Origin of the sequence: Gordonia alkanivorans NBRC 16433, assembly GCF_000225505.1 — a bacterium.
GTDB classification, from domain to species: Bacteria; Actinomycetota; Actinomycetes; order Mycobacteriales; family Mycobacteriaceae; genus Gordonia; species Gordonia alkanivorans.
The window spans coordinates 22207-41592 of the sequence record NZ_BACI01000021.1 but is presented as its reverse complement, the minus strand read 5'-3'; the positions used below and the strand labels follow the sequence as shown (position 1 = coordinate 41592).

The window sequence follows — 19386 nt, the reverse complement described above, 5'->3', positions numbered from 1 at the left end:
CCCACCACGTCGCCCACCCCGATCCCCCGCGACGCCAGCCAGCCGGCGACCGCGTCGATCTGAGTGATCAGCTCTCGATACGACGTCACCGCACCGGACTTCGGGTCCACCAGAGCGGTACGCCCGAGCTCGTCGTCGGCGATCGAACCGAACAGGAATTCGTGGACGCTGACCTCGGGGATCTCGACGTCGGGGAACGGGCTGGTGAAACTCACGACACCTCCACAGGTGAATCGGTCGACCATTGATCGAGGATCTGCGTCAGGTCTGCGGTCGAACTCCCTGACGGCGTGGGCAGTACGGTTCGCGAGAACCGCGGAGCGGGTGCGGGCTGCACGGCGTCATCGACCGTGACGTAGCTGACGCGTTGCTGCGCAACGGGATCGGCGGCCGCCTCGTCGAAGTCGAGCACCGGGGTGAGGCACGCGTCGACGCCGGCGAACTCAGCGGCCCACTCATCACGGGTGCGCGCGGCGAACCGGGCGGCGAGCGCGGCGGAGATGACCGGCCAGTGCGCGCGGTCCCAGCGGTCGGGCAGGTCGGCCAGACCGAGCGTGCCGATCAGGTTGCGCCAGAACTTCTCCTCGAGCGCGCCGACGGCGACGAAGCGGCCGTCCGCACACTCGTAGGTCGCATAGAAGGGGGCGGAACCGTCGAGCAGGTTGCCCTCCGATCGGGACACCCAGCGACCGGCGGCCTTCCACGACCACTGCAGTTGGGCGAGCAGACCGGCACCGTCGACCATCGCGGCGTCGACGACCTGCCCGCGTCCGGTCCGCGACCGGTCGTGCAGCGCGGCCAGTACGCCGACCACGAGCAGCATCGATCCCCCGCCGAAATCACCGGCCAGGGACAGCGGCGGTACGGGTGGTGATCCGGCCGGGCCCATCGCCTCGAGCACGCCGGTCACGGCCAGGTAGTTGATGTCGTGTCCGGCGAGCATCGCGCGGTCGCCGTCCTGACCCCACCCGGTCATGCGGGCGTACACGAGTTGCGTTGCATCGTCACAGATCTCGGGTCCGAGGCCGAGGCGTTCCATCACGCCCGGCCGGAAACCCTCGATGAGGATGTCCGCGCGCCGGATCATCTCGCGGATGCGGTTCAGGTCGGCGGGGTCCTTGAGATCGGCCTCGACGCTGCGCCGGGACCGGTAGAGACCGGCGTCCGCGTCGACGATGCCGTCGGGACCCGGGGTCTCGGGGCCGGGGCGTCGGATCCGGATGACGTCGGCGCCGAGGTCGGCGAGCATCATCGCGGCGTGCGGTGTCGGACCCAGGCCCGGCATCTCGACCACGCGCACGCCGGCGAGCGGACCGCTCACGAACCCGCCTGGTGGTGCAGGACGCCGCGGATCGTGAAATCGACGTAGTCGCTGACCAACTGGTCGACATCGTGCTCGTCGCGCAGCCACCAGCTGATGCCGTTCATCAGGTCGAGCACCGCGATCGCGGACTGATGGGCATCGCGCACCTCGAACACGCCCATGCGGGCGCCCGCCTCGATCACGTCGCGGATGCGCCGCTGGTAGTACTTGCGGTAGTCGGTGACCGCCCGGCGGTGTTCAGGCGTCAAGGCGGACAGTTCCCGCAGCGCCACAAGGTGTTCCACCCGGTACCGCGCGAGCCTCCGGACATGCGCCTCCACCAGGCCGGTGAGGCGCTGGACCGGGCCGCCCTCGCCGTCGAGCACCAGCAGATCCTGCTGCGGGTCCTCGGTCATCCGCAACGCGATGGCGTAGAGGATCTCCTCTTTCGAGTGGAAGTGGTTGTAGAGGCTCGCACCTCGCATGCCGACGGCCTCGGCGATGTCGCGCATCCCCGCGTTCGCGTAACCGTGCTCGGCGAAATACCGTGCGGCGGCCTCCACGATCTCGTCCCGGCGGGTCCGCGGACGCTCTTCCGCCACCGCCGCTTTCGAGACGGCGGCCTCGGCGGCGTCAGCCCTGAGGGGTTCCATGGGCTCTCCTCAACTCACGCTTGAGCAACTTGCCCTGGGCGTCGGTCGGCAGTTCGTCGACGATGTGCACCGCCTTGGGGACCTTGTACGACGCCAGGTCGGTGCGGCAGTACTCGCGGATGTCCTCCGCGGACACCGAGGTACCCGCACGCAGCACGACGAAACCGGTGACGGCCTCGGACCAGTACGGATCGGGCAGGCCGACGACCGCGGCCCGTTCGACGTCGGGATGCGCCTGCAGCACACGCTCGACCTCCTGGGAGGCGACGTTGTATCCGCCGGTCTTGATCATGTCCTTGCGCCGGTCGCGGAAGAACATGTTGCCCTCGTCGTCGATGCGCACGATGTCGCCGGTGTGCACCCAACCACCTTCGAGGACCTGCGCGGTCTTCTCCGGGTCCCTGTGATAGCCGAGCATGACCGACGGTGTACGACAGAGGAGTTCACCCTCTTCGGCCTCGTTGCCGTCGGCGTCGACCACGCGCACCTCGAGATGGCCCACCGGCTTGCCGATCCACGTCGGGTCCTGTCCGGGCACGTCCTCGAGCCGCTTGAACCACCCGACCGAGCCCAGCTGGGTGAGTTCGGACTGGCCCCAGTAGGTGCCCCACACCGACTCCGGCGTGGCGGTGGCCCATGCGTCGACGGCATGCGGCGACACCTGACCGCCGTAGGTCAGACACCGGCGGACCGTCCCGACGGTGTCGGGCCCGAAGTCGGCGTGGTTGGCGAGGGCGATGAAGAAGGTCGGGGTCTGGGCGAGCACCGAGATCTTCTCGTCGCGGATCATCCGCAGCGACGTCGCCGGGTCGACCGCGGCCGGTAGCACGAGCGTGGCGCCGAGCAGGGTCAGCGAGGTCAGCGATCCGATACCCGCGATCGTGTGGAACGGCATGACGTACAGCCAGACGTCGTCGTTCTGACAACGCAGACCCCAGGTGTACGCGGGTGCGGTGGAGATCAGGTAGTTGCGGTGCGCGATCTCGACACCCTTGGGGGTCGACTCGGTACCGCTGGTGTAGACGATCATCGCCAGATCGTGTTCGTCGACGTCACAGTCGGGTTCGGCGTCGTCAGCCTGCCCGACCAGCTCGTCGAAGGAGTTCCACGAATCCGATCCCGACTCCCCGACGACGAGAACCGAGACGCCGAGGCTGTCGGCGATCGGACCGGCCAGAGGTGCCAGGTCACGTTCGACGACGAGGACCGCGGGCTCGAGATGACCCAGCTGCTGGGCGATCTCCTTCTCGCGGAACATCGGGCTGACACCGGAGTATGCCGCGCCGACCTTCAGCGCGCCGTAGTACGACGCGACGGTCTCGACGCGGTTGCGGCTCATCACCGCGACTCGGTCGCCGCGCCGGACGCCGAGGTCGACGAGGACGTGGGCAACGCGGTTGGCCATGCGATCGAGGTCGCCGTAGCTGGTCGACGTGCGGCCGCCGGCCGCGTCGTAGGCGATGATCGCGGGCTTGTCGCCCTGCGACCGCGAGAGCCTGCGGAGCTGATCACCGATCGTCGCGCGTCCGAGCGGCGACGTCTGGGTTCGGGTGAGCTTGCGGTCGTCCGTCACGGCTGGGGCACTCACGCGAACATCCGATTGTCGAACCGGTCGAGGAAGGCGATCTCCTCGACCGGGCTGCGGGTGAGCTTGCGCGGGAAACCGTTGCGCGGGTAGCCGACCGCGATGTGTGCCGCGGTGATGTACTCGTCCGGGATGCCGAGCAGTTCCTTGACCTCGTTCTCGGCCGCACACAGCAGAGTGGTGAGTGCGGTGGCGACGCCCTGCTGCCGCAGCGCAAGGGTCAGGTTCTGCACGCTCGGGTAGATCGACGCGCCGCCGACGACGCTGAGCCGGCCGAGTTCGTGGTCGGTGGGATGCAGCCCTTCCGCCTCGGCGCACACCACGACGAGGGCGGGCACCTCGGCGAGGTGATGGGCGAAGTAGTTGGCGCTCTCGATGGTCTTCGGGACGGCGCCGACCTTCTTGGAGCCCTCGAGGATCGAGTTGTAGTACGGCTCCCAGAAGGGCAGGTAGAGGTCGGCGAGTGCCTTCTTGGTGACGTCATCACGGACGACGACCCAGCGGACCGGCTGGCGGTTCCCGCCTTGCGGACCGAAGCGCGCGTCGTCGAACGCCCGGTAGAACACCTCGTCCTCGACAGGCTTGTCGCTGAAGTAGCGGCATGTGCCCGTGGTGCGCATTGCCTCGCTGAGTTCCATGTCAACCTCCGTGATCACTAACCGTTGTTAGTATGACTGGGGACACAGTTCCACACGAGATAGCGGCAGTCAAGCATCGGAAATCGAGACTTTCCTCCTGTTGACGAAACGGGACTAACAGTGGTTAGTTGCAGCTATGACTTCAGTTTCCACCCGCCCGGCGACGCGTCCGGCCCCCTCGGAGATCCGGACCGCGGTCGACGCGGGCAACATCCCGACGCTGCTCGCCGTGCTGGTGGAGATGACCGGGGATCGCCGCTGGCTGGCCGACCGCTACCGTCCGACCCGTAGCCGCGGCATGGACGACAACTCGACCGGCGGCCTGCCCGCGGACGTGCAGGCCGAGATCCGCGACGCCGTCGTCGACGCCCTCGAGGACTGGTACGAGCAGGGCTCACCGGCACGCGTGCCGGCCGACGAGGAACTCGTCGCCGCACTGATGTCCTTCACAGCCGGCGAACCGGTGGCACCGGAGTTCGCGCCGATGATGAGCGAGATCGTGCGGGGCGACCTGCGCGGCACCCACCTGCCAGCGCTGCCCGACGAGCTCGGCTCGACGATGAACGCCCTGGTCATCGGCGCCGGCGTGGCCGGGATGCTGATCTCCACCCAGCTCGCCGACGCCGGCATCGAGCACACCGTCCTGGAGAAGAACGACGAGGTCGGCGGCTCCTGGTACGAGAACCAGTACCCGGGCGCCGGCGTCGACACCCCGAGCTACCTGTACTCGATCTCGTCGTTCGACCACGACTGGTCCACCCACTTCGGCAAGCGCGACGAGGTCCAGGGCTATCTGCAGGCCTTCGCCGACCGCCACGCGGTGCGCGACCGCGTCCGATTCGGCACCGAGGTCCTCTCCGCGGCCTACGACTCCGCCGCCCAGCAGTGGGTCGTCCGGGTCCGCGACCGGGACGGAAACGAGAGCACCCTCACCTCACGCATCCTGATCAGCGCGGTCGGCATCCTCAACCGGCCCAAGCTCCCCGCGCTCGCCGGCATGGACACCTTCACCGGCAAGATGTTCCACTCCGCCCACTGGCCCACCGAACTCGACGAGCCCGGCGCCCTGGCCGGCAAACGCGTCGCCATCGTCGGCTCCGGTGCGTCGGCGATGCAGATCGGCCCCGCCATCGTCGACAAGGTCGGATCGCTGACGATCTTCCAGCGGTCGCCGCAGTGGATCGCCCCCAACGACGACTACTTCGCGCCGGTCGGCGACAGCGTGCACTGGCTGATGAACAACCTGCCCGGCTACCGGGAGTGGTACCGCGCGCGGCTGTCCTGGATCTTCAACGACAACGTCCACTCCACCCTGCACGTCGACCCCGAATGGCCCGAACCCACCGCGTCGATCAACGCCGTGAATCACGGTCACCGCGAGTTCTACCTGCGGTACATGCGCAGCGAGCTCGGCGACCGCGACGATCTCGTCGAGCTGTCGACGCCGGACTACCCGCCCTTCGGCAAACGAATGCTGTTGGACAACGGCTGGTTTCGCATGTTGCGGCAGCCCGACGTCGAGCTGGTGGGGCACGGCGTGGACTCCGTCACCGAGACCGGTCTCGTCGACAGCACCGGCCGGGCACACGACTTCGACATCATCGTGTTCGCGACCGGCTTCCACAGCGACCGCTACCTGTACCCGATGGACGTCGTCGGTCGCAGCGGCAAGACGACGGTCGAGGCCTGGGGCGATCACGACGCGTACGCCTACCTCGGCATCACTGCGCCGGACTTCCCCAACCTGTTCATCCTCACCGGCCCCAACACCGCACTGGGACACGGGGGCAGCTTCATCAGCATCCTCGAGTACCAGGTGCGCTACGTCTGCGACGCCATCCGCGCCATGATCGAGCGCCGGCTCGGTGCCCTCGAGGTGCGACGCGACGTCACCGACGAGTACAACGACGCCGTCGACCGCGCGCACGCACAGATGGTGTGGACGCATCCCGCGATGACCAACTGGTACCGCAACCCCGACGGTCGGGTCGTGGCGGTGCTGCCGTGGCGGATCGTCGACTACTGGGCCAAGACCCGCCACGTCGATCTCGCCGACTTCCACACCGAACCGATGACGGCCGAACCGCTCGATCCCTGAGAACCGGCGCAGGCACGGCGGGACTACCGTGTCAGGCATGACCCCCGCACCGCTCATCACCCCGAACGAACTGCAGAAGCGCCTCGGCGAGGGACGTCTGCGCATCGTCGACGCGACGGTCCACCTGAGCTTCGACGCCGACGGCGCGCACGTCCGCTCCGGCCGCGACACCTACCTGCAGGGGCACCTGCCCGGTGCGGTGTTCCTCGACCAGATCACCGAGTTGTCCGATCCGAATGGCGAGGCCCCGTTCGCAGCGGCGTCGTCGGAGAACTTCGCCGCGGCGGTCGGCGCGGCCGGGATCGGCAACGACTCGACCGTCGTCGTCTACGACACGGTCAACGGCATCTGGGCGACACGACTGTGGTGGCAGTTCGGCCTCGAGGGCTTCGACGACGTCGTCGTCCTCGACGGCGGGTACAACGCCTGGGTGGCAGCGGGGCTCCCCACCGAGACCGGTGAATCCACCCATCCGGCGGCCACTTTCACCGCACACCGCCGCCCGGAGCGGATCGCGTCGACCGACGAGGTCGTCACGGCGACCGCCGAATCGTCGGTGCTGCTGGTCAATGCCCTCGACCGGGAGTCGTTCGCCGGCGGCCACATCCCGAGCAGCGTCAACGTCCCGTTCGGCGAACTCGTCGACGAGGCGGGCACGCTGAAGCCGCTCGACGAACTGCGCGGACTGTTCGCCGACGCGGGCGCCCTCGACCCGACGGTGCGCCCGGTCACCTACTGCGGCGGCGGGATCGCCGCCACCGCAGCGGCATTTGCGCTGAAGGCACTCGGTCGCGACGATGTCGCGGTGTACGACGGGTCGATGAACGCCTGGACCGCGGACCCGGATCGTCCGCTGTCGTCGGCCGATTCGCGGTCATGACGCCGACTCATCCCGCGGCGACCGTCGAACTCCTCACCGATCCCGACCGGGCGGCGTCGGTGGCCGAGGTCGCCGGCGCGACCTTCCCCCTGGCGTGCCCGCCGCACGCCGCGGCCGAGGACATCGCCCAGTTCATCGCGACCAATCTCGGTGAGAAGAACTTTCGCGGCTACATCGCCGACCCGGACGCCGACGTGCTCGTCGTCCGGGACGGCGATGACGGCCCGGTCATCGGCTATGGACTGGTGCTGCACGGCGATCCGTCGAATCCCGTTGTCGCCGAGATAGTCCCGGAGCGGCCGGCGAGCGAGGTGTCGAAGATGTACGTACTCCCCGACCATCATGCGCGTCCCGGTCTCAGCCCGTCGCGTGCGCTCATGGAAGCGGCGCTCGATCGTGCCCGAGACCGCGGGAGCGTCGTCGTCTGGCTCGGGGTGAACCAGCTCAACGAACGGGCCCAGAAGTTCTACGCCAAAACGGGTTTCACCCGCGCCGGGGTGCGGACCTTCGACCTCGGGGGCAGCGTCGAACACGACTACGTGTTCACACAGAAGCTGTAAGACCTCTCAGGCAGCAGATTCGGCGAACCGCGACAGGGCCAGCAGGCGCGACGTCGCGCGCAGATACTTCTTGCGGTAACCACCGGCGAGCATCTCGTCGGTGAAGATCTCGTCGAGCTTGGCGCCGGACACCGTCACCGGGATGTGCGCGTCGTAGAGGCGGTCGGCGAGCACCACGAGCCGCAGGGCCACCGACTGGTCCTTCGCAGGGTGGACACCGTTGATGCAGACCAGCGAGACGCCGTCGACGAGGTCCTTGTACTTGGACGGATGCAGCGTGCTCAGGTGATCGCACAGTGCATCGAATTCGTCGAGGGTCGCGCCCTCGGTGGAGTCGGCGATGTCGGCCAGCTCGGACTCCGTGCGTGGGTCCGGGGCCGGCGGCAGGTCGCGGTGACGATAGTCGGGGCCGTCGACGCGGATGGTCTCGAACACCGCCGAGAGCTTGCGGATCTCGCGCAGGAAGTCCTGCGCTGCGAAGCGGCCCTCGCCGAGCTGGCCGGGCAGGGTGTTCGAGGTGGCGACCACCGACACACCCTTGGCGGTGAGCTCGGTGAGCAGTCGGGACACCAGCATCGTGTCACCGGGATCGTCGAGTTCGAACTCGTCGATGCAGAGCACCGTGTGCTTCGACAGCCGTTCCACCGCGTTCACGAAGCCGAGCGCACCCACCACGTGGGTGACCTCGACGAAGGTCGCGAACGACTTCGGCTCGGGCATGGAGTGGTAGATCGAGGCGAGGAGGTGGGTCTTGCCGACGCCGAACCCGCCGTCGAGGTACAGCCCGATGCCCTGCGCGGGGGCCTTGCGCGAGAAGAGCCCCTTCTTCCCCGAGCGCGCCTTCGACGCCCGCGCGACGAAGTCGCGCGCTTTCGCGACCGCCTGGGCCTGCGAGGGCTCCTTCGGATCGGGAATGTAGGAGTCGAAACTCACCTCGTCGAAGGTCGACGGAGGCACCATCTCGTCGATGAGTGCGTCCGGCGAGGTCGCAGGGTTGCGATCGCAAAGTCGGGCCGCCATGTGTGGAGAGTAGCCATCCGCGGAATGATGGATGCATGTTCCACCTGCAGAAAGCGACCCAGGTCACATCCGCGGAGTCCGATCAGACGGGGAACGACATTCTGCTCCGGCTGGCCGAGCACTACCGCTATCCACCACGGCCGTCGGAGGGGCCCGGCGCCGCGGCCCCCTTCGTGCGGGCCAACATGGTGGCCTCGATCGACGGCGCCGCCACCCACGACGGGAAGTCGGGCGGCCTCGGCGGCGACGGAGACAAGACCGTCTTCCGGGTCTTGCGCGGACTCGCCGACGTCATCCTCGTCGGCGCCGGGACGGCGACCACCGAGGGATACCGCCAACCGCAACCCGACGAGGCGTTCGCGGACCTCCGGGAGGAGAACGGACAGACACCCGCGCCCGCGCTCGCCCTGGTGTCGCGGTCGCTCTCGATCCCGCCGGATTACCCGCCGCTGAGTCACCCCGACACCGTCGTACTCACCTGCGCGTCGGCCCCCGCGGATCGTCGCGCCGCGCTCGTCGACGCCGGTGCCACCCTGATCGACTGCGGCGAGGACGACGTCGAGACGTCGACACTGATCGAGACGTGCGGGAAGCGGGGCCGGCCGCGGGTGCTCTGCGAGGGCGGCCCGAGCCTGCTCGGTTCGATCATCGCCGACGACCTGCTCGACGAACTGTGCCTGACGACCAGCCCCCATCTGGCCGGCGGGCGCGCGGGACGCATCGTCACCCGCACCGGGGACGGGGAGGACACCGCCACCCTCAAGGGGATGTCACCGGCCGCGATCATCACCGACGACGACGGTTACGTCTTCACGCGCTGGCTGCGTCACGGCCGGTCGTCCATCCACTGACCGAACGGATCACTGCACGACCGTCGCCCGGCGTCGTTGACTACGCTCGCGGACATGCGAAGAGCGCACGCCGTCACGGCAGTCCTGGGTGTGATCGTCGCGATCCTCGTGTCGTCGTGCGCCGTGGGCCCCGACCGGGGCCCCGAACTCATCCCCGGTGGCGGCGGCGGTCAGGGTCCCGCACCCTCGTCGTCCGCACCGCCCCCGGCGCCGGCGCTCGCCGTACCGAAGTCCGACCTCGAGTGGTCGGACTGTGCGGCAGGGACGGCCGGACGCTACGGGGTCGCCCGTCCGGCCGGGGTGACCATCGAATGCGCGGAGTTCGACTCCCCTGTCGACCGGAACAAGCCCGACGGTGAGGTCGTGCGGATCGCGGCGACCCGGGCCCGCACCGCGGCGACGCCCGCCGACGCGCCGCCGCTCGTCCTCACCTCGGGATCGGATCTCCCGTCGTCGCGGACGCTGATGGTGATGTCGTCCGGTCCGGGCCGGGCCTTCGTCGACGCCCACCCCGTGGTGGCCGTCGACCATCGCGGCATCCCCCAGAGCGAGGACCTCGACTGCATGACCCGGCTCGAGCGGAGCACGATCGCCGACAACGGGCTCACCACGCGCGGGACCACCACCCAGGCACGCATCTCGCGGCTCGCCGCGGCCGCGTCGTCGGCCTCGGACGGCTGTACCGAGACACTGACGCCCTACCAACTCAACTTCGGCGCACAGTTCGCCGCAGCCGACCTCGAGACACTCCGGCAGCGGTGGGGCGTCGAGCACCTGGGTCTCATCGGCGTCGGTGAGGGCTCCGACGTCGTCCTCGCGTACTCCTCCCTCTACGGCGGCCGCGCGGGACGCATCATCCTCGACACCCCGACGCCCTTCGGCGCGAACGCCCGCGATCGCGCGCTCCTGCGCGCCCAGGGTGTGCAGACCGCGCTGCAGGGATTCGCGCAGCGATGCTCGACGCTGGACGGTTGCACGCTCGGCACCAACGGAGTGCGGGTGATGACCGGTCTGCTCACCAAGGCGCGCGCCGGACGCCTGGACGGACTGTCGGACACCACCGCTCTCAACGCCATCACCACCACGCTCGCCGTCGCCTCGGATCGCCCCGAGGCACTGCTCGACCTGTCCCGAGCCATCACCGCCGCCGACCGCGGCGACACCGGTGAGCTGGTCCGGCTGGCCGACCGGGCCGCAGCCCTACGGACGACCGACGGCGCCCTGGTCTCGCGCTGCAACGACGTCACCGGCCCGGTGGGTCAGAACGAGATCCCCGGCCTCGTCGAGGCCTGGACCAAGCAGAGTCCGCTGACCGGCTCCGACAGCGCGCTGTCGCTGGTCCGCTGCAACGGCTGGGCGTCGGGCACCGCCGTCCGTCCCCCGTCGTCACTGCCCGCCGACCCGCTGGTCCTCAACGGCACCCGGGACCCCATCAACGGCGGTAGCGGCGCGGGCACGCTCGTGCCGCTGTTCATGAACGCCGGAGCCGAACCGGTGACCGTCAGCTGGGACGGACTGGGCTTCTCGGTGCTGGGCCGAAGCGCCTGCGCGGCACAGGTCGCCGCCGAGTACGTGAAGAAGGCACCGCTCGAAGGACCGACCCAGCGGGGTTGCCCCGCCTGACCACCCGTGACCGGCACCGGCCCGGAGGGTTCTGCGGAAGGTCCCGACCCGCTCGTAGTACGGTGCGCGGGTGGCCAATCTCGACAGGTATCTGTATCCCCAGATGAGCGCGCAACGGATCATCCCGATGATCCTGTGGCCGATCAGCCTGCTCATGGTGGTGCACCGGTCGGTGTTCCTCGGCGTCAACGGCGACCGCACCGACGATTTCAAGCCGGTGTACGCGGCGGCCTACAACTTTCTGAACAACCTGCCCGTCTACGGCGAGAACTACGCCACGGTCGACCCGCACTACCTGTACCCGCCGTCGGGCACCCTGCTGATGGCGCCGGTGGCGATCATCGACTACGAACGTGCCCGCTGGGCGTTCATCGCGGTCAGCGTGGTGGCACTGCTGATCTCCGCCTACCTGTTGACCCGGATGTTCGGGTACGCCCTGAACTCCTGGGTGATGCCGACGGTCCTGTTCGTGTTCTTCTTCACCGAAACCGTCTCGCACACCCTGATCTTCACGAACTTCAACTCGTTCGTCCTTCTCGGCATGATCGCATTCCTCATGCTGATGCGCTCACGGCACGACTGGTGGGCCGGTGTCCCGATGGGCCTGACGATCGCGGTGAAACCGATTCTGGCTCCACTGATGCTTCTCCCCCTGCTCAACCGGCAGTGGCGGGTGTTCGTCTTCGCCGTCGTGGTCCCCCTCGTGCTGACCGCGGTCGCCTGGCCGCTCTCGGTCGACGCCGACGCATTCATCAGCCGGACTGTTCCCTACCTCGGCGAGGCCCGCGACTACTACAACAGCTCGATCGCCGGCAACGGCGCCTACTTCGGGGTCTCGCCGTGGCTGGTGCTGCTGTTGCGCGCCGCCTTCGTGGTGATGGCCGCGTTCTCCCTGTGGTTCCTCTACCGTTACTACCGCAAGACCAACGAGCTGCTGTGGCTCGCGACATCGTCGGGCGTGCTGCTGGGCACCGCGTTCCTGGTGGGTTCGCTCGGCCAGGGCTACTACTCGATGCTGCTGTTCCCGCTGCTGATGACGGTGTTGCTTCCGGGGTCGGCGATGCGGAACTGGCCTGCCTGGCTCGGCGTGTACGGCTGCATGACGTTCGACAGCTTCTACTCGCAGCGGTGGACGGCCTTCGGCTGGATGGTCGAGTACAACAAGGTGACCTGGGGATGGTCGCTGCTCATGATCGCGGTGTTCTGCTCGCTGCTGTTCCGCTGGCTCGACATGCGATCCGACGGCGTCGCCGGTGAGGACGTGGTGATGCGGTCGGAGACCGACGCTCCCCCGGCACCGACGGCGAAGTCCGACGACTCGCTGTCGCTCTCGAAGTAGCGCCGCCGCGCGCCGCGCTACCGAGGTGCATGCCGCGCTAACGTGGAACCCATGACCGACAGCATGCCCGAGACCGAGAACCTCGCGACACTCACCGACGAGGAGTGGAAGCAGCGCCTGACCCCGGCCGAGTACCGTGTCCTGCGCCAGGCCGGCACCGAAGCACCCTTCACCGGTGAGTACACCGACACCAAGACGGTCGGCGTCTACCGCTGCCGGGCGTGCGACACGGAGTTGTTCCGCAGCGAGCAGAAATTCGAATCCCACTGCGGCTGGCCGTCGTTCTTCTCACCCCTCGCCGGCGACAAGATCATCGAGGTCGAGGACAACTCGCTCGGCATGAAGCGGGTCGAGGTGCTCTGCGCGAACTGCAAGAGTCACCTGGGGCATGTGTTCGCCGGCGAGGGCTACGACACCCCCACCGACCTGCGCTACTGCATCAACTCGATCAGCCTGAAACTCGAGCCGGCCGAGTAGCGCTGTAGCACAGCAGGTCGGACGAAGCAGGACTAGCCGTTCTGCTCCTTCTCCTTCTGCTCCTTTTCCTTCGCCTCCCGCTCTTCCTTTTCCTTGGCCTCCCGCTCTTCCTTCTCCTTCTGCGCCTTCTCTTCCTTCTCCTTGTCCGGGTCCTTCTCCTCGGGCTGCGGGATGTCGATCTGGTGGTCGTCGACCGGCTCCTCTACGGGCGGAGCCGCGACAGGCGAGATCCGGTCCAGCGGCGTGTGTTCGAACGAGCCAGGATCGTGGCGTTCGCGGTCGCGACGCCGCCGGCCAGTGCAGCCGAGAACATCAGTGCTGCGATGATGCGGACCGCGGGGACGAGATGGGTCATGGGGGTTCCTTCACGTCGGGTAGAACGGTGCTGTGTCCCTCGTGAGACGAAGCTCACACTCCCGTCATAACAGAACTTATGGCGTTTTGTCCGTTTTTCACCCTTTGCGGCGACCTGGGTCGGTCGACCAAGTCACTTGTGCCACAGCCATATTCAAGAAGAATCGGGAAACTCCACCCAGAAAAAGGGGGCACCCGCGGTGTCCGCGGGTGCCCCCTTCAACGGTAGGCAACTGGGCCATCACACCGCGGGCGACCGCTCGGGTTCGGTCGACTCCTCGACAATGGGCCAAGCCGGCTCCACCAGCACATGCTCGAACGACGCCGGATCGGATGCCGGGTCGTTGCCGCCGCCCGGGTCGCCGGGTACATGCGAGATGACTTCAGGCGCGCAGGGAGCGTGCTGACCGTTGGCGAGATTCATCTTGCACGGTTCGGCATTCGCGGTTGCGACGCCACCGGCGAGCGCCGCCGAGAACATCAGGCCGGCGACAACCCGGGCCGCGGGAGCGATTCGGACCATGTGCTTCCTCCAGATCGAGAGCAATTCGTTACCTCTTCTTGAGGCTCCATTCACCTTTCGCTCACCGTGATCTGATCCGCAGGAGTTTTGTCCGCTTTTCATCTAACCGGGCGACACAGGTCACTCCCCACAAAAAGCAGGGGCACCCGCGGTGATCGCGGGTGCCCCTGCTGGAGGTCTCTCGGTCAGGGCAGGGCGTCGATGAGCGCCGAGACCTCGACGCGCGGCCCGGTGAAGAACGGCGTCTCCTCCCGAACATGCATACGGGCCTCGGTGGCGCGCAGGTCACGCATCAGATCGACGATGCGATGCAGTTCCGGTGCCTCGAAGGCCAGCAGCCACTCGTAGTCGCCGAGGGCGAACGACGACACCGTGTTGGCGCGGACGTCCTTGTACTCGCGGGCGGCCTTGCCGTGGTCGGCGAGCATCTTGCGACGCTCCTCGTCGGGCAGCAGGTACCACTCGTAGGATCGCACGAACGGGTACACGCAGATGTAGTTGCCCGCTTCCTCACCGGCGAGGAAGGCCGGGATGTGGCTCTTGTTGAACTCCGCGGGACGGTGCAGCGCCACGTTGCTCCACACCGGGTTGCAGGCACGGCCGAGGACGGTCTCGCGCCGGAACTTCGCGTAGGCGGCCTGGATGGACTCGACGCCGGCGGCATGCCACCAGATCATGAAGTCGGCGTCGGCGCGGAGACCCGACACGTCGTACACGCCGCGGACCACGACGCCGGTGTCCTCGAGGGACTTGAAGAAGTCGGCGGCATCCGACTTGGCCTGGTCCCGGTCGGTGCCGAGCTCGCCGGGGCGAACGGCGAACACCGAGAACATCAGGTAGCGGATCGTGGAATTGAGTTCTGCATAATCCAAGCGGGCCATGACTGACATGGTGCCACCGTGTCCGGCGGGACGAACAGTCAGGTCAGGTCGGTCAGCAGAGCCGACACGGCGCGTCCGGCCTGGCCGATGCAGGCCGGGACACCGACCCCCGCATACGACGACCCGGCGAGCGCGAGCCGACGCGGACGGGACGCGGCGACCTGCGCCATCGTGGCCAGGTGTCCGGGACCGTAGACGGGCAGGCCGTTGGTCCAACGCTGCACGTAGGTGTCGACGACGTTCGGCGATGCGGGTGCCACGCCGGCGGCCCGGCACACCTCGTCGAGATCCTCGAGGGCCTCGGTCCGCAGCCGGTCGTCGACACCGGGTTCTTCGTCGACGCTCGGTACCGGGGCGCCGAACCGGCCGAACGACGCCCGCACCGACACCGGCGCGTCGTCGTGCGACAGGTGTCCCCACTTCTGTGAGCTGAGCGTGAACGCCTTGGCGCGCAGACTCTCCCCGGTCCCGACGAGAACGCCGGAGTGATCGGGTACCGGCGTCCCGGGGGCCAGCGCGATCGACACCACGACCGACGACGCACCCCGGACCGCACGTAGCGGGGCGGCGAAGTCGGGTAACGAACCGCGCAGGAGATGCCCGGCCTGCCACGCGGGGATCGCGAGGATGACACCGTCGTAGTCCCGGATGTCCTCGCGGGCACCGCCGGCGACATCGAGCGTCCAACCGGTGGCGGTCGGCTCCAGGCCGCGGACGTACGAGCAGAGTTCGGGTTCGACGGCCGCGGCGGACCGGAGCGCGTCGAGCAGGACCCGGTAGCCACCCACAAGAGTGCCGAACACGGGACCCGAACCGGTGGCGTCGGCGACGAGGCCGGAAACGGCCGCGGTCAGGTTGGGCGCACCGCCGTCGAGACGCGCCACGAGGGCCGGGAGCGCCTCACGCAGACCGATGTCGGCGGCGAGGCTCGAGTAGACGCCGCCCAGCATGGGATCGACGCTGCGGGCGACCACGGACGGACCGAAACGGTCGGCGACGAGGTCCCCGACCGTCGGGTCCGCGGACGCGTCCCAACGCCAGAGACGATGCGGCTCGGTGCGGAGGAGTTCCAGGTCGGCGGGGTCGGCGAGATCGGCGACCGCCTCGGGGGTCGCGGGGATTCCCATGAGCGCCGGGGCCGGCAGTGGGTGCAGGCGGCCGCCGGACCACACCGACGGACGCCGGCCGGTCGGTGACACGACCCGGTCCCCCAGACCGAGTTCGTGGACCAGGCCGAGCGCTTCGGGTCGTCGGACGATGAACGCCTCGGCCCCGACGTCGACCGACTGGCCACCGACCGTCGTGGTGTGCAGGATGCCGCCGAGCCGCTCGCTCGCCTCGAGGACGTCGATCTGCGCGTCGGCGCCGAGTTCGCGACGCAGCCGGTACGCCGCCGTCAGGCCGGAGACACCTCCGCCGACGACCGCGATCCGGCGCCGGGCAGCCATCAGAGGCTGTGGATCAGTTCGACGACGCGGGTGAGGACGTCCGGGTCGGTGCCCGGCAGCACGCCGTGGCCGAGGTTGAAGATGTGGCCGATCGCGCCGGCCGCGAGCGCCCGGTCACCGTCGGCGACCACACGACGCACCTCGCTGTCGACAACCTCCGGTCCCGCGAAGAGCATCGTCGGGTCGAGGTTGCCCTGGACGGCCTTGCCGGGGCCCACGCGACGGACGGCCTCGTCGAGCGGCACCCGCCAGTCGACGCCGATGACGTCGGCCCCGACATGGGCCATGGGCGTGAGCAGTTCACCCGTCCCGACACCGAAGTGGATGCGCGGAACGCCGTATCCGGCGACCTCGGCGAGGACGCGGGCGCTGTGCGGTGCCACGAAACGCTGGTAGTCGGCTGCCGACAGCATGCCCGCCCAGGAGTCGAAGAGCTGGATGGCGTCGACGCCGGCCTCGAGCTGGACCTGCAGGAAGACGATGGTGATGTCGGCGAGGCGGGCCATCAGCTCGGCCCAGGTCTCCGGGTCGCCGTGCATCATCGCCTTGGTGCGCTCGTAGTTGCGGCTCGGTCCGCCCTCGATGAGGTACGACGCGAGGGTGAACGGTGCACCCGCGAAACCGATCAGCGCGGTGTCGCCGAGTTCGGCGAGCAACAGTTCGATGGCGCGGGAGATCGCGCCGACCGAGGCGGGTTCCAGGCGCGGGATGCGGGAGACGGCGTCCGCCGACCGCACAGGTTCGGCGATCACCGGACCGGTGCCCGCGACGATGTCGAGGTCGATGCCCGCGGCCTTGAGCGGGACGACGATGTCGGAGAACAGGATCGCGGCGTCGACGTCATGACGACGCACCGGCTGCATGGTGATCTCGCAGACCAGCTCGGCGTCGAAGCAGGATTCGAGCATGCCGTGGTTCGCGCGGATGGCGCGGTACTCGGGCAGCGATCGGCCCGCCTGCCGCATGAACCACACCGGACGGCGTGACGGGGTCCCACCCGTGGCCGCGGCGACGAGCGGCAGGTGCGACCGATGGACCCGGGTACCAGTTACGTTCGACATCACCGCTTACTCTGCCATGTTCGGCGATCTGACCCGCCCCGGGTCGCCTCGCGCCACCCTTCCCGGTCCGCGTCCCCATTTCTGGGGCCGGTGACTCGGCGCGCCTCCGCCGCTGCCAGGCACGACACACCTACGGTCGAACGGTGACTTCCTCGGGAGCTCCGGACGAGCCTGCTGATTTCCGCGCGGCGGTGGAGTCGCTGCATGCTGCCCGCGTCCGCCGTGAGATCGAGGTCGGCCCCATCCGCCCGCCGCAACGGCTGGCGCCGTACAGCTATGCGGTCGGCGCCGAGGTGCGCCCGCCGGACGACCCCGACGTCGTCCCCACCGATTCTCAGGGCACCGCCTTCGGACGGCTGATCCTGTTGTACGACCCGGCCGGCCAGGACGCCTGGAACGGGACGATCCGCCTCGTCGCGTACCTGCAGGCAGAGGTCGAGGCCGCCCTGGCGATGGACCCGCTGCTGCCCGAGGTCGCCTGGAGCTGGCTGTCCGACGCCCTCGGCGTGCCGGTCGGCGAGAGCAGCACCCCCGCCTCCCCCAACGGCACCGCACACCGCATCGAGGTGACCGCCCTCGGCGGCACCGTGACGTCGACGACGTCGGTGCGCTACGGCGACATCGCCGGACCGCCGCGCGCCCACCAGCTCGAGGTCCGGGCGTCGTGGACCGCGCTGACCGCCGAGGGTCTCAACGGGCACCTCGAGGCGTTCTGCGAGGTTCTGTCGTCGGCTGCCGGCCTCCCGCCGACGGGCGTGACCCAACTCGGCGCGACGTGAGCACTGTGGACACACCACCCGAGAACCGAGCAGCCGAGAACAACCCCCCAGGGGACGAAGCCCCCGAGGTCGAGCCGTTGCTCGCCCCCGCCGGCGGTGTCCCGCCGGTGCTCTCGACCGCGGCGGAGTTCGCCGACGCCGCGCGAGCACTCGCCGCGGGCGAGGGACCCATCGCCGTCGACACCGAACGCGCCTCCGGTTACCGCTACTCCCAGCGCGCCTACCTGATCCAGATCAAACGACGCGGCTCGGGCAGCTTCCTGCTCGACCCGATCGCCGATCCCGAGGCACTCGCCCCGGTGATCGACGCGCTACGCGGGCCCGAGTGGGTGCTGCACGCCGCCGATCAGGATCTCCCCTGCCTACGCGAGCTCGGCTTCGAATGCGTCGAGCTGTACGACACCGAGCTCGCCGGGCGCCTGCTCGGCCTCGCCAAGGTGAACCTCGCCGCGATGGTCGCCCAGTTCCTCGGGCTCGGCCTGCTCAAGGGTCACGGCGCGGCGGACTGGTCACGACGACCGCTCCCCGACGACTGGCTGAACTACGCCGCCCTCGACGTCGAGGTGCTCGTCGAACTCCGGGACGCGATGGACGCGGCACTGGCCGAGTCCGGCAAGGACGGCTGGGCCCGCGAGGAGTTCGCCTACGTGCTGTCCCGCCCGCCGGCCCCCCCGCGCACCGACCGCTGGCGCAAGACCTCCAACATCCACACCGTGAAGTCGGCTCGTGCACTCGCGGCGGTCCGCGAATTGTGGACGGCGCGCGAAGAATTGGCGGAGCGCCGGGACGTCGCTCCGGGTCGCGTCCTGCCCGACACCGCGATCGTCAACGCCGCGACCGTCGACCCGAAATCGAACAGCGAACTGACCCGCCTGCCGGTCTTCGGTGGCCCTCGCCAGCGTCGCCAGGCCGGGATCTGGCTCAGCGCCCTGCAACGGGCCCGCGAACTCCCCGACAGCGAGTTGCCGGCCCGCAAGACCACCGGCCCCGGGCTTCCCCCGGTGAGCCGCTGGGAACAGCGCAACCCGGAGGCCGCGGCGCGGATGCAGAAGGTCCGCCCGGCGCTCAAAGAGGTCGCCGAGCACCACACCCTCCCGGTGGAGAACATCCTCGCCCCGGACGTCGTCCGCCAGCTGTGCTGGGACGGACTGGCCGAGCCCGTCACCACCGAGGCGATGGACGCACACCTCACCGCCGCCGGAGCTCGTCCGTGGCAGCGGCAGCTCAGCGTGGACGCGTTGACCGAGGCGTTGCGCGAGGCCGGGACGACCGAGACCACATCGTCGGAGTAGCCCCGCTCCGAGTTGGGTAAG

Annotated in this window: 19 protein-coding genes and 1 pseudogene; 9 read left to right on the top strand and 11 right to left on the bottom strand. The window is 68.9% G+C overall.

Features of this window, described 5'->3' with window-relative positions; translation table 11 throughout:
• The 5 genes and pseudogenes from GOALK_RS02970 to GOALK_RS02950 all read right to left on the bottom strand — a co-directional run.
• A pseudogene (locus GOALK_RS02970) lies at window positions 1–215 on the bottom strand (4-coumarate--CoA ligase family protein); the annotation flags it as partial.
• Entirely contained in the window at window positions 212–1321 is a 1110-nt protein-coding gene (locus tag GOALK_RS02965) for a CaiB/BaiF CoA transferase family protein (RefSeq protein ID WP_006357303.1), read from the bottom strand. The pseudogene GOALK_RS02970 and the gene GOALK_RS02965, both read right to left, overlap by 4 nt.
• Window positions 1318–1956, bottom strand: coding sequence for a TetR/AcrR family transcriptional regulator (locus tag GOALK_RS02960; RefSeq protein WP_006357302.1), 639 nt, complete (start codon window positions 1954–1956; stop codon window positions 1318–1320). Before GOALK_RS02960 ends, GOALK_RS02965 begins: the two co-directional genes overlap by 4 nt.
• Window positions 1937–3544 (bottom strand): class I adenylate-forming enzyme family protein, encoded by a 1608-nt coding sequence (locus GOALK_RS02955; RefSeq protein WP_040003954.1) that lies wholly within the window; start codon window positions 3542–3544, stop codon window positions 1937–1939. The genes GOALK_RS02960 and GOALK_RS02955 overlap by 20 nt, the downstream gene beginning before the upstream one ends.
• Window positions 3541–4179, bottom strand: coding sequence for a nitroreductase family protein (locus GOALK_RS02950; protein WP_006357300.1), 639 nt, complete (start codon window positions 4177–4179; stop codon window positions 3541–3543). Before GOALK_RS02950 ends, GOALK_RS02955 begins: the two co-directional genes overlap by 4 nt.
• Window positions 4180–4315: 136 nt before the next feature.
• Here GOALK_RS02950 and GOALK_RS02945 point away from each other — a divergent pair, with 136 nt between their 5' ends.
• Genes GOALK_RS02945 through GOALK_RS02935 form a run of 3 tightly spaced genes read left to right on the top strand, consistent with a single transcriptional unit; the run spans window position 4316 to window position 7717 of the window.
• Window positions 4316–6277, top strand: a complete 1962-nt coding sequence (locus GOALK_RS02945; protein ID WP_006357299.1) for a flavin-containing monooxygenase — start codon at window positions 4316–4318, stop codon at window positions 6275–6277.
• A 37-nt stretch (window positions 6278–6314) separates the two neighbouring features.
• Window positions 6315–7157 (top strand): sulfurtransferase, encoded by an 843-nt coding sequence (locus tag GOALK_RS02940; protein ID WP_006357298.1) that lies wholly within the window; start codon window positions 6315–6317, stop codon window positions 7155–7157.
• The gene (locus GOALK_RS02935) at window positions 7154–7717 is read left to right on the top strand and encodes a GNAT family N-acetyltransferase (protein ID WP_006357297.1); all 564 of its coding nucleotides are present in this window, start codon (window positions 7154–7156) and stop codon (window positions 7715–7717) included. Before GOALK_RS02940 ends, GOALK_RS02935 begins: the two co-directional genes overlap by 4 nt.
• A gap of 6 nt (window positions 7718–7723) precedes the next feature.
• Here the strand turns inward: GOALK_RS02935 and zapE are convergent, their stop codons facing one another.
• Window positions 7724–8737: a cell division protein ZapE gene (gene zapE, locus GOALK_RS02930; protein WP_006357296.1), complete on the bottom strand. Its 1014-nt coding sequence runs from the start codon at window positions 8735–8737 to the stop codon at window positions 7724–7726.
• Between the two features lie 35 nt (window positions 8738–8772).
• On the opposite strand from zapE, the gene GOALK_RS02925 reads away from it, so the two are divergent.
• The 4 genes from GOALK_RS02925 (at window position 8773) to msrB (ending at window position 13027) form a co-directional block, all read left to right on the top strand.
• Window positions 8773–9588 carry a dihydrofolate reductase family protein gene (locus GOALK_RS02925; RefSeq protein ID WP_006357295.1) on the top strand — a complete coding sequence of 272 codons (816 nt, stop codon included), beginning with the start codon at window positions 8773–8775 and terminating at the stop codon, window positions 9586–9588.
• Window positions 9589–9642: 54 nt separating this feature from the next.
• Window positions 9643–11211 (top strand): alpha/beta hydrolase, encoded by a 1569-nt coding sequence (locus GOALK_RS02920; RefSeq protein ID WP_232283137.1) that lies wholly within the window; start codon window positions 9643–9645, stop codon window positions 11209–11211.
• Between the two features lie 70 nt (window positions 11212–11281).
• A complete protein-coding gene (locus tag GOALK_RS02915) occupies window positions 11282–12550 on the top strand; it encodes a glycosyltransferase family 87 protein (RefSeq protein ID WP_006357293.1) in 1269 nt (422 codons plus the stop codon).
• A gap of 51 nt (window positions 12551–12601) precedes the next feature.
• On the top strand, window positions 12602–13027 hold the full coding sequence (gene msrB, locus GOALK_RS02910; RefSeq protein ID WP_006357292.1) for a peptide-methionine (R)-S-oxide reductase MsrB: 426 nt from the start codon (window positions 12602–12604) through the stop codon (window positions 13025–13027).
• 202 nt (window positions 13028–13229) lie between these two features.
• On the opposite strand, the gene GOALK_RS24145 is transcribed toward msrB, so the two are convergent.
• The 5 genes from GOALK_RS24145 to hemE form a co-directional block, all read right to left on the bottom strand.
• On the bottom strand, window positions 13230–13382 hold the full coding sequence (locus GOALK_RS24145) for a hypothetical protein (protein WP_231380832.1): 153 nt from the start codon (window positions 13380–13382) through the stop codon (window positions 13230–13232).
• Between the two features lie 240 nt (window positions 13383–13622).
• Window positions 13623–13904 (bottom strand): hypothetical protein, encoded by a 282-nt coding sequence (locus GOALK_RS02900; RefSeq protein WP_006357291.1) that lies wholly within the window; start codon window positions 13902–13904, stop codon window positions 13623–13625.
• A 185-nt stretch (window positions 13905–14089) separates the two neighbouring features.
• Window positions 14090–14785 carry a hydrogen peroxide-dependent heme synthase gene (hemQ, locus tag GOALK_RS02895; RefSeq protein WP_006357290.1) on the bottom strand — a complete coding sequence of 232 codons (696 nt, stop codon included), beginning with the start codon at window positions 14783–14785 and terminating at the stop codon, window positions 14090–14092.
• A gap of 38 nt (window positions 14786–14823) precedes the next feature.
• The gene (locus GOALK_RS02890; protein WP_006357289.1) at window positions 14824–16233 is read right to left on the bottom strand and encodes an FAD-dependent oxidoreductase; all 1410 of its coding nucleotides are present in this window, start codon (window positions 16231–16233) and stop codon (window positions 14824–14826) included.
• Complete coding sequence (gene hemE / locus GOALK_RS02885) at window positions 16233–17294, bottom strand: uroporphyrinogen decarboxylase (RefSeq protein ID WP_075863293.1); 1062 nt, start codon at window positions 17292–17294, stop codon at window positions 16233–16235. Before hemE ends, GOALK_RS02890 begins: the two co-directional genes overlap by 1 nt.
• A gap of 143 nt (window positions 17295–17437) precedes the next feature.
• On the opposite strand from hemE, the gene GOALK_RS02880 reads away from it, so the two are divergent.
• Window positions 17438–18073, top strand: coding sequence for a DUF3000 domain-containing protein (locus tag GOALK_RS02880; RefSeq protein WP_035751407.1), 636 nt, complete (start codon window positions 17438–17440; stop codon window positions 18071–18073).
• A 5-nt stretch (window positions 18074–18078) separates the two neighbouring features.
• Entirely contained in the window at window positions 18079–19365 is a 1287-nt protein-coding gene (locus GOALK_RS02875) for an HRDC domain-containing protein (protein ID WP_006357286.1), read from the top strand.
• Window positions 19366–19386: the final 21 nt, after the last annotated feature.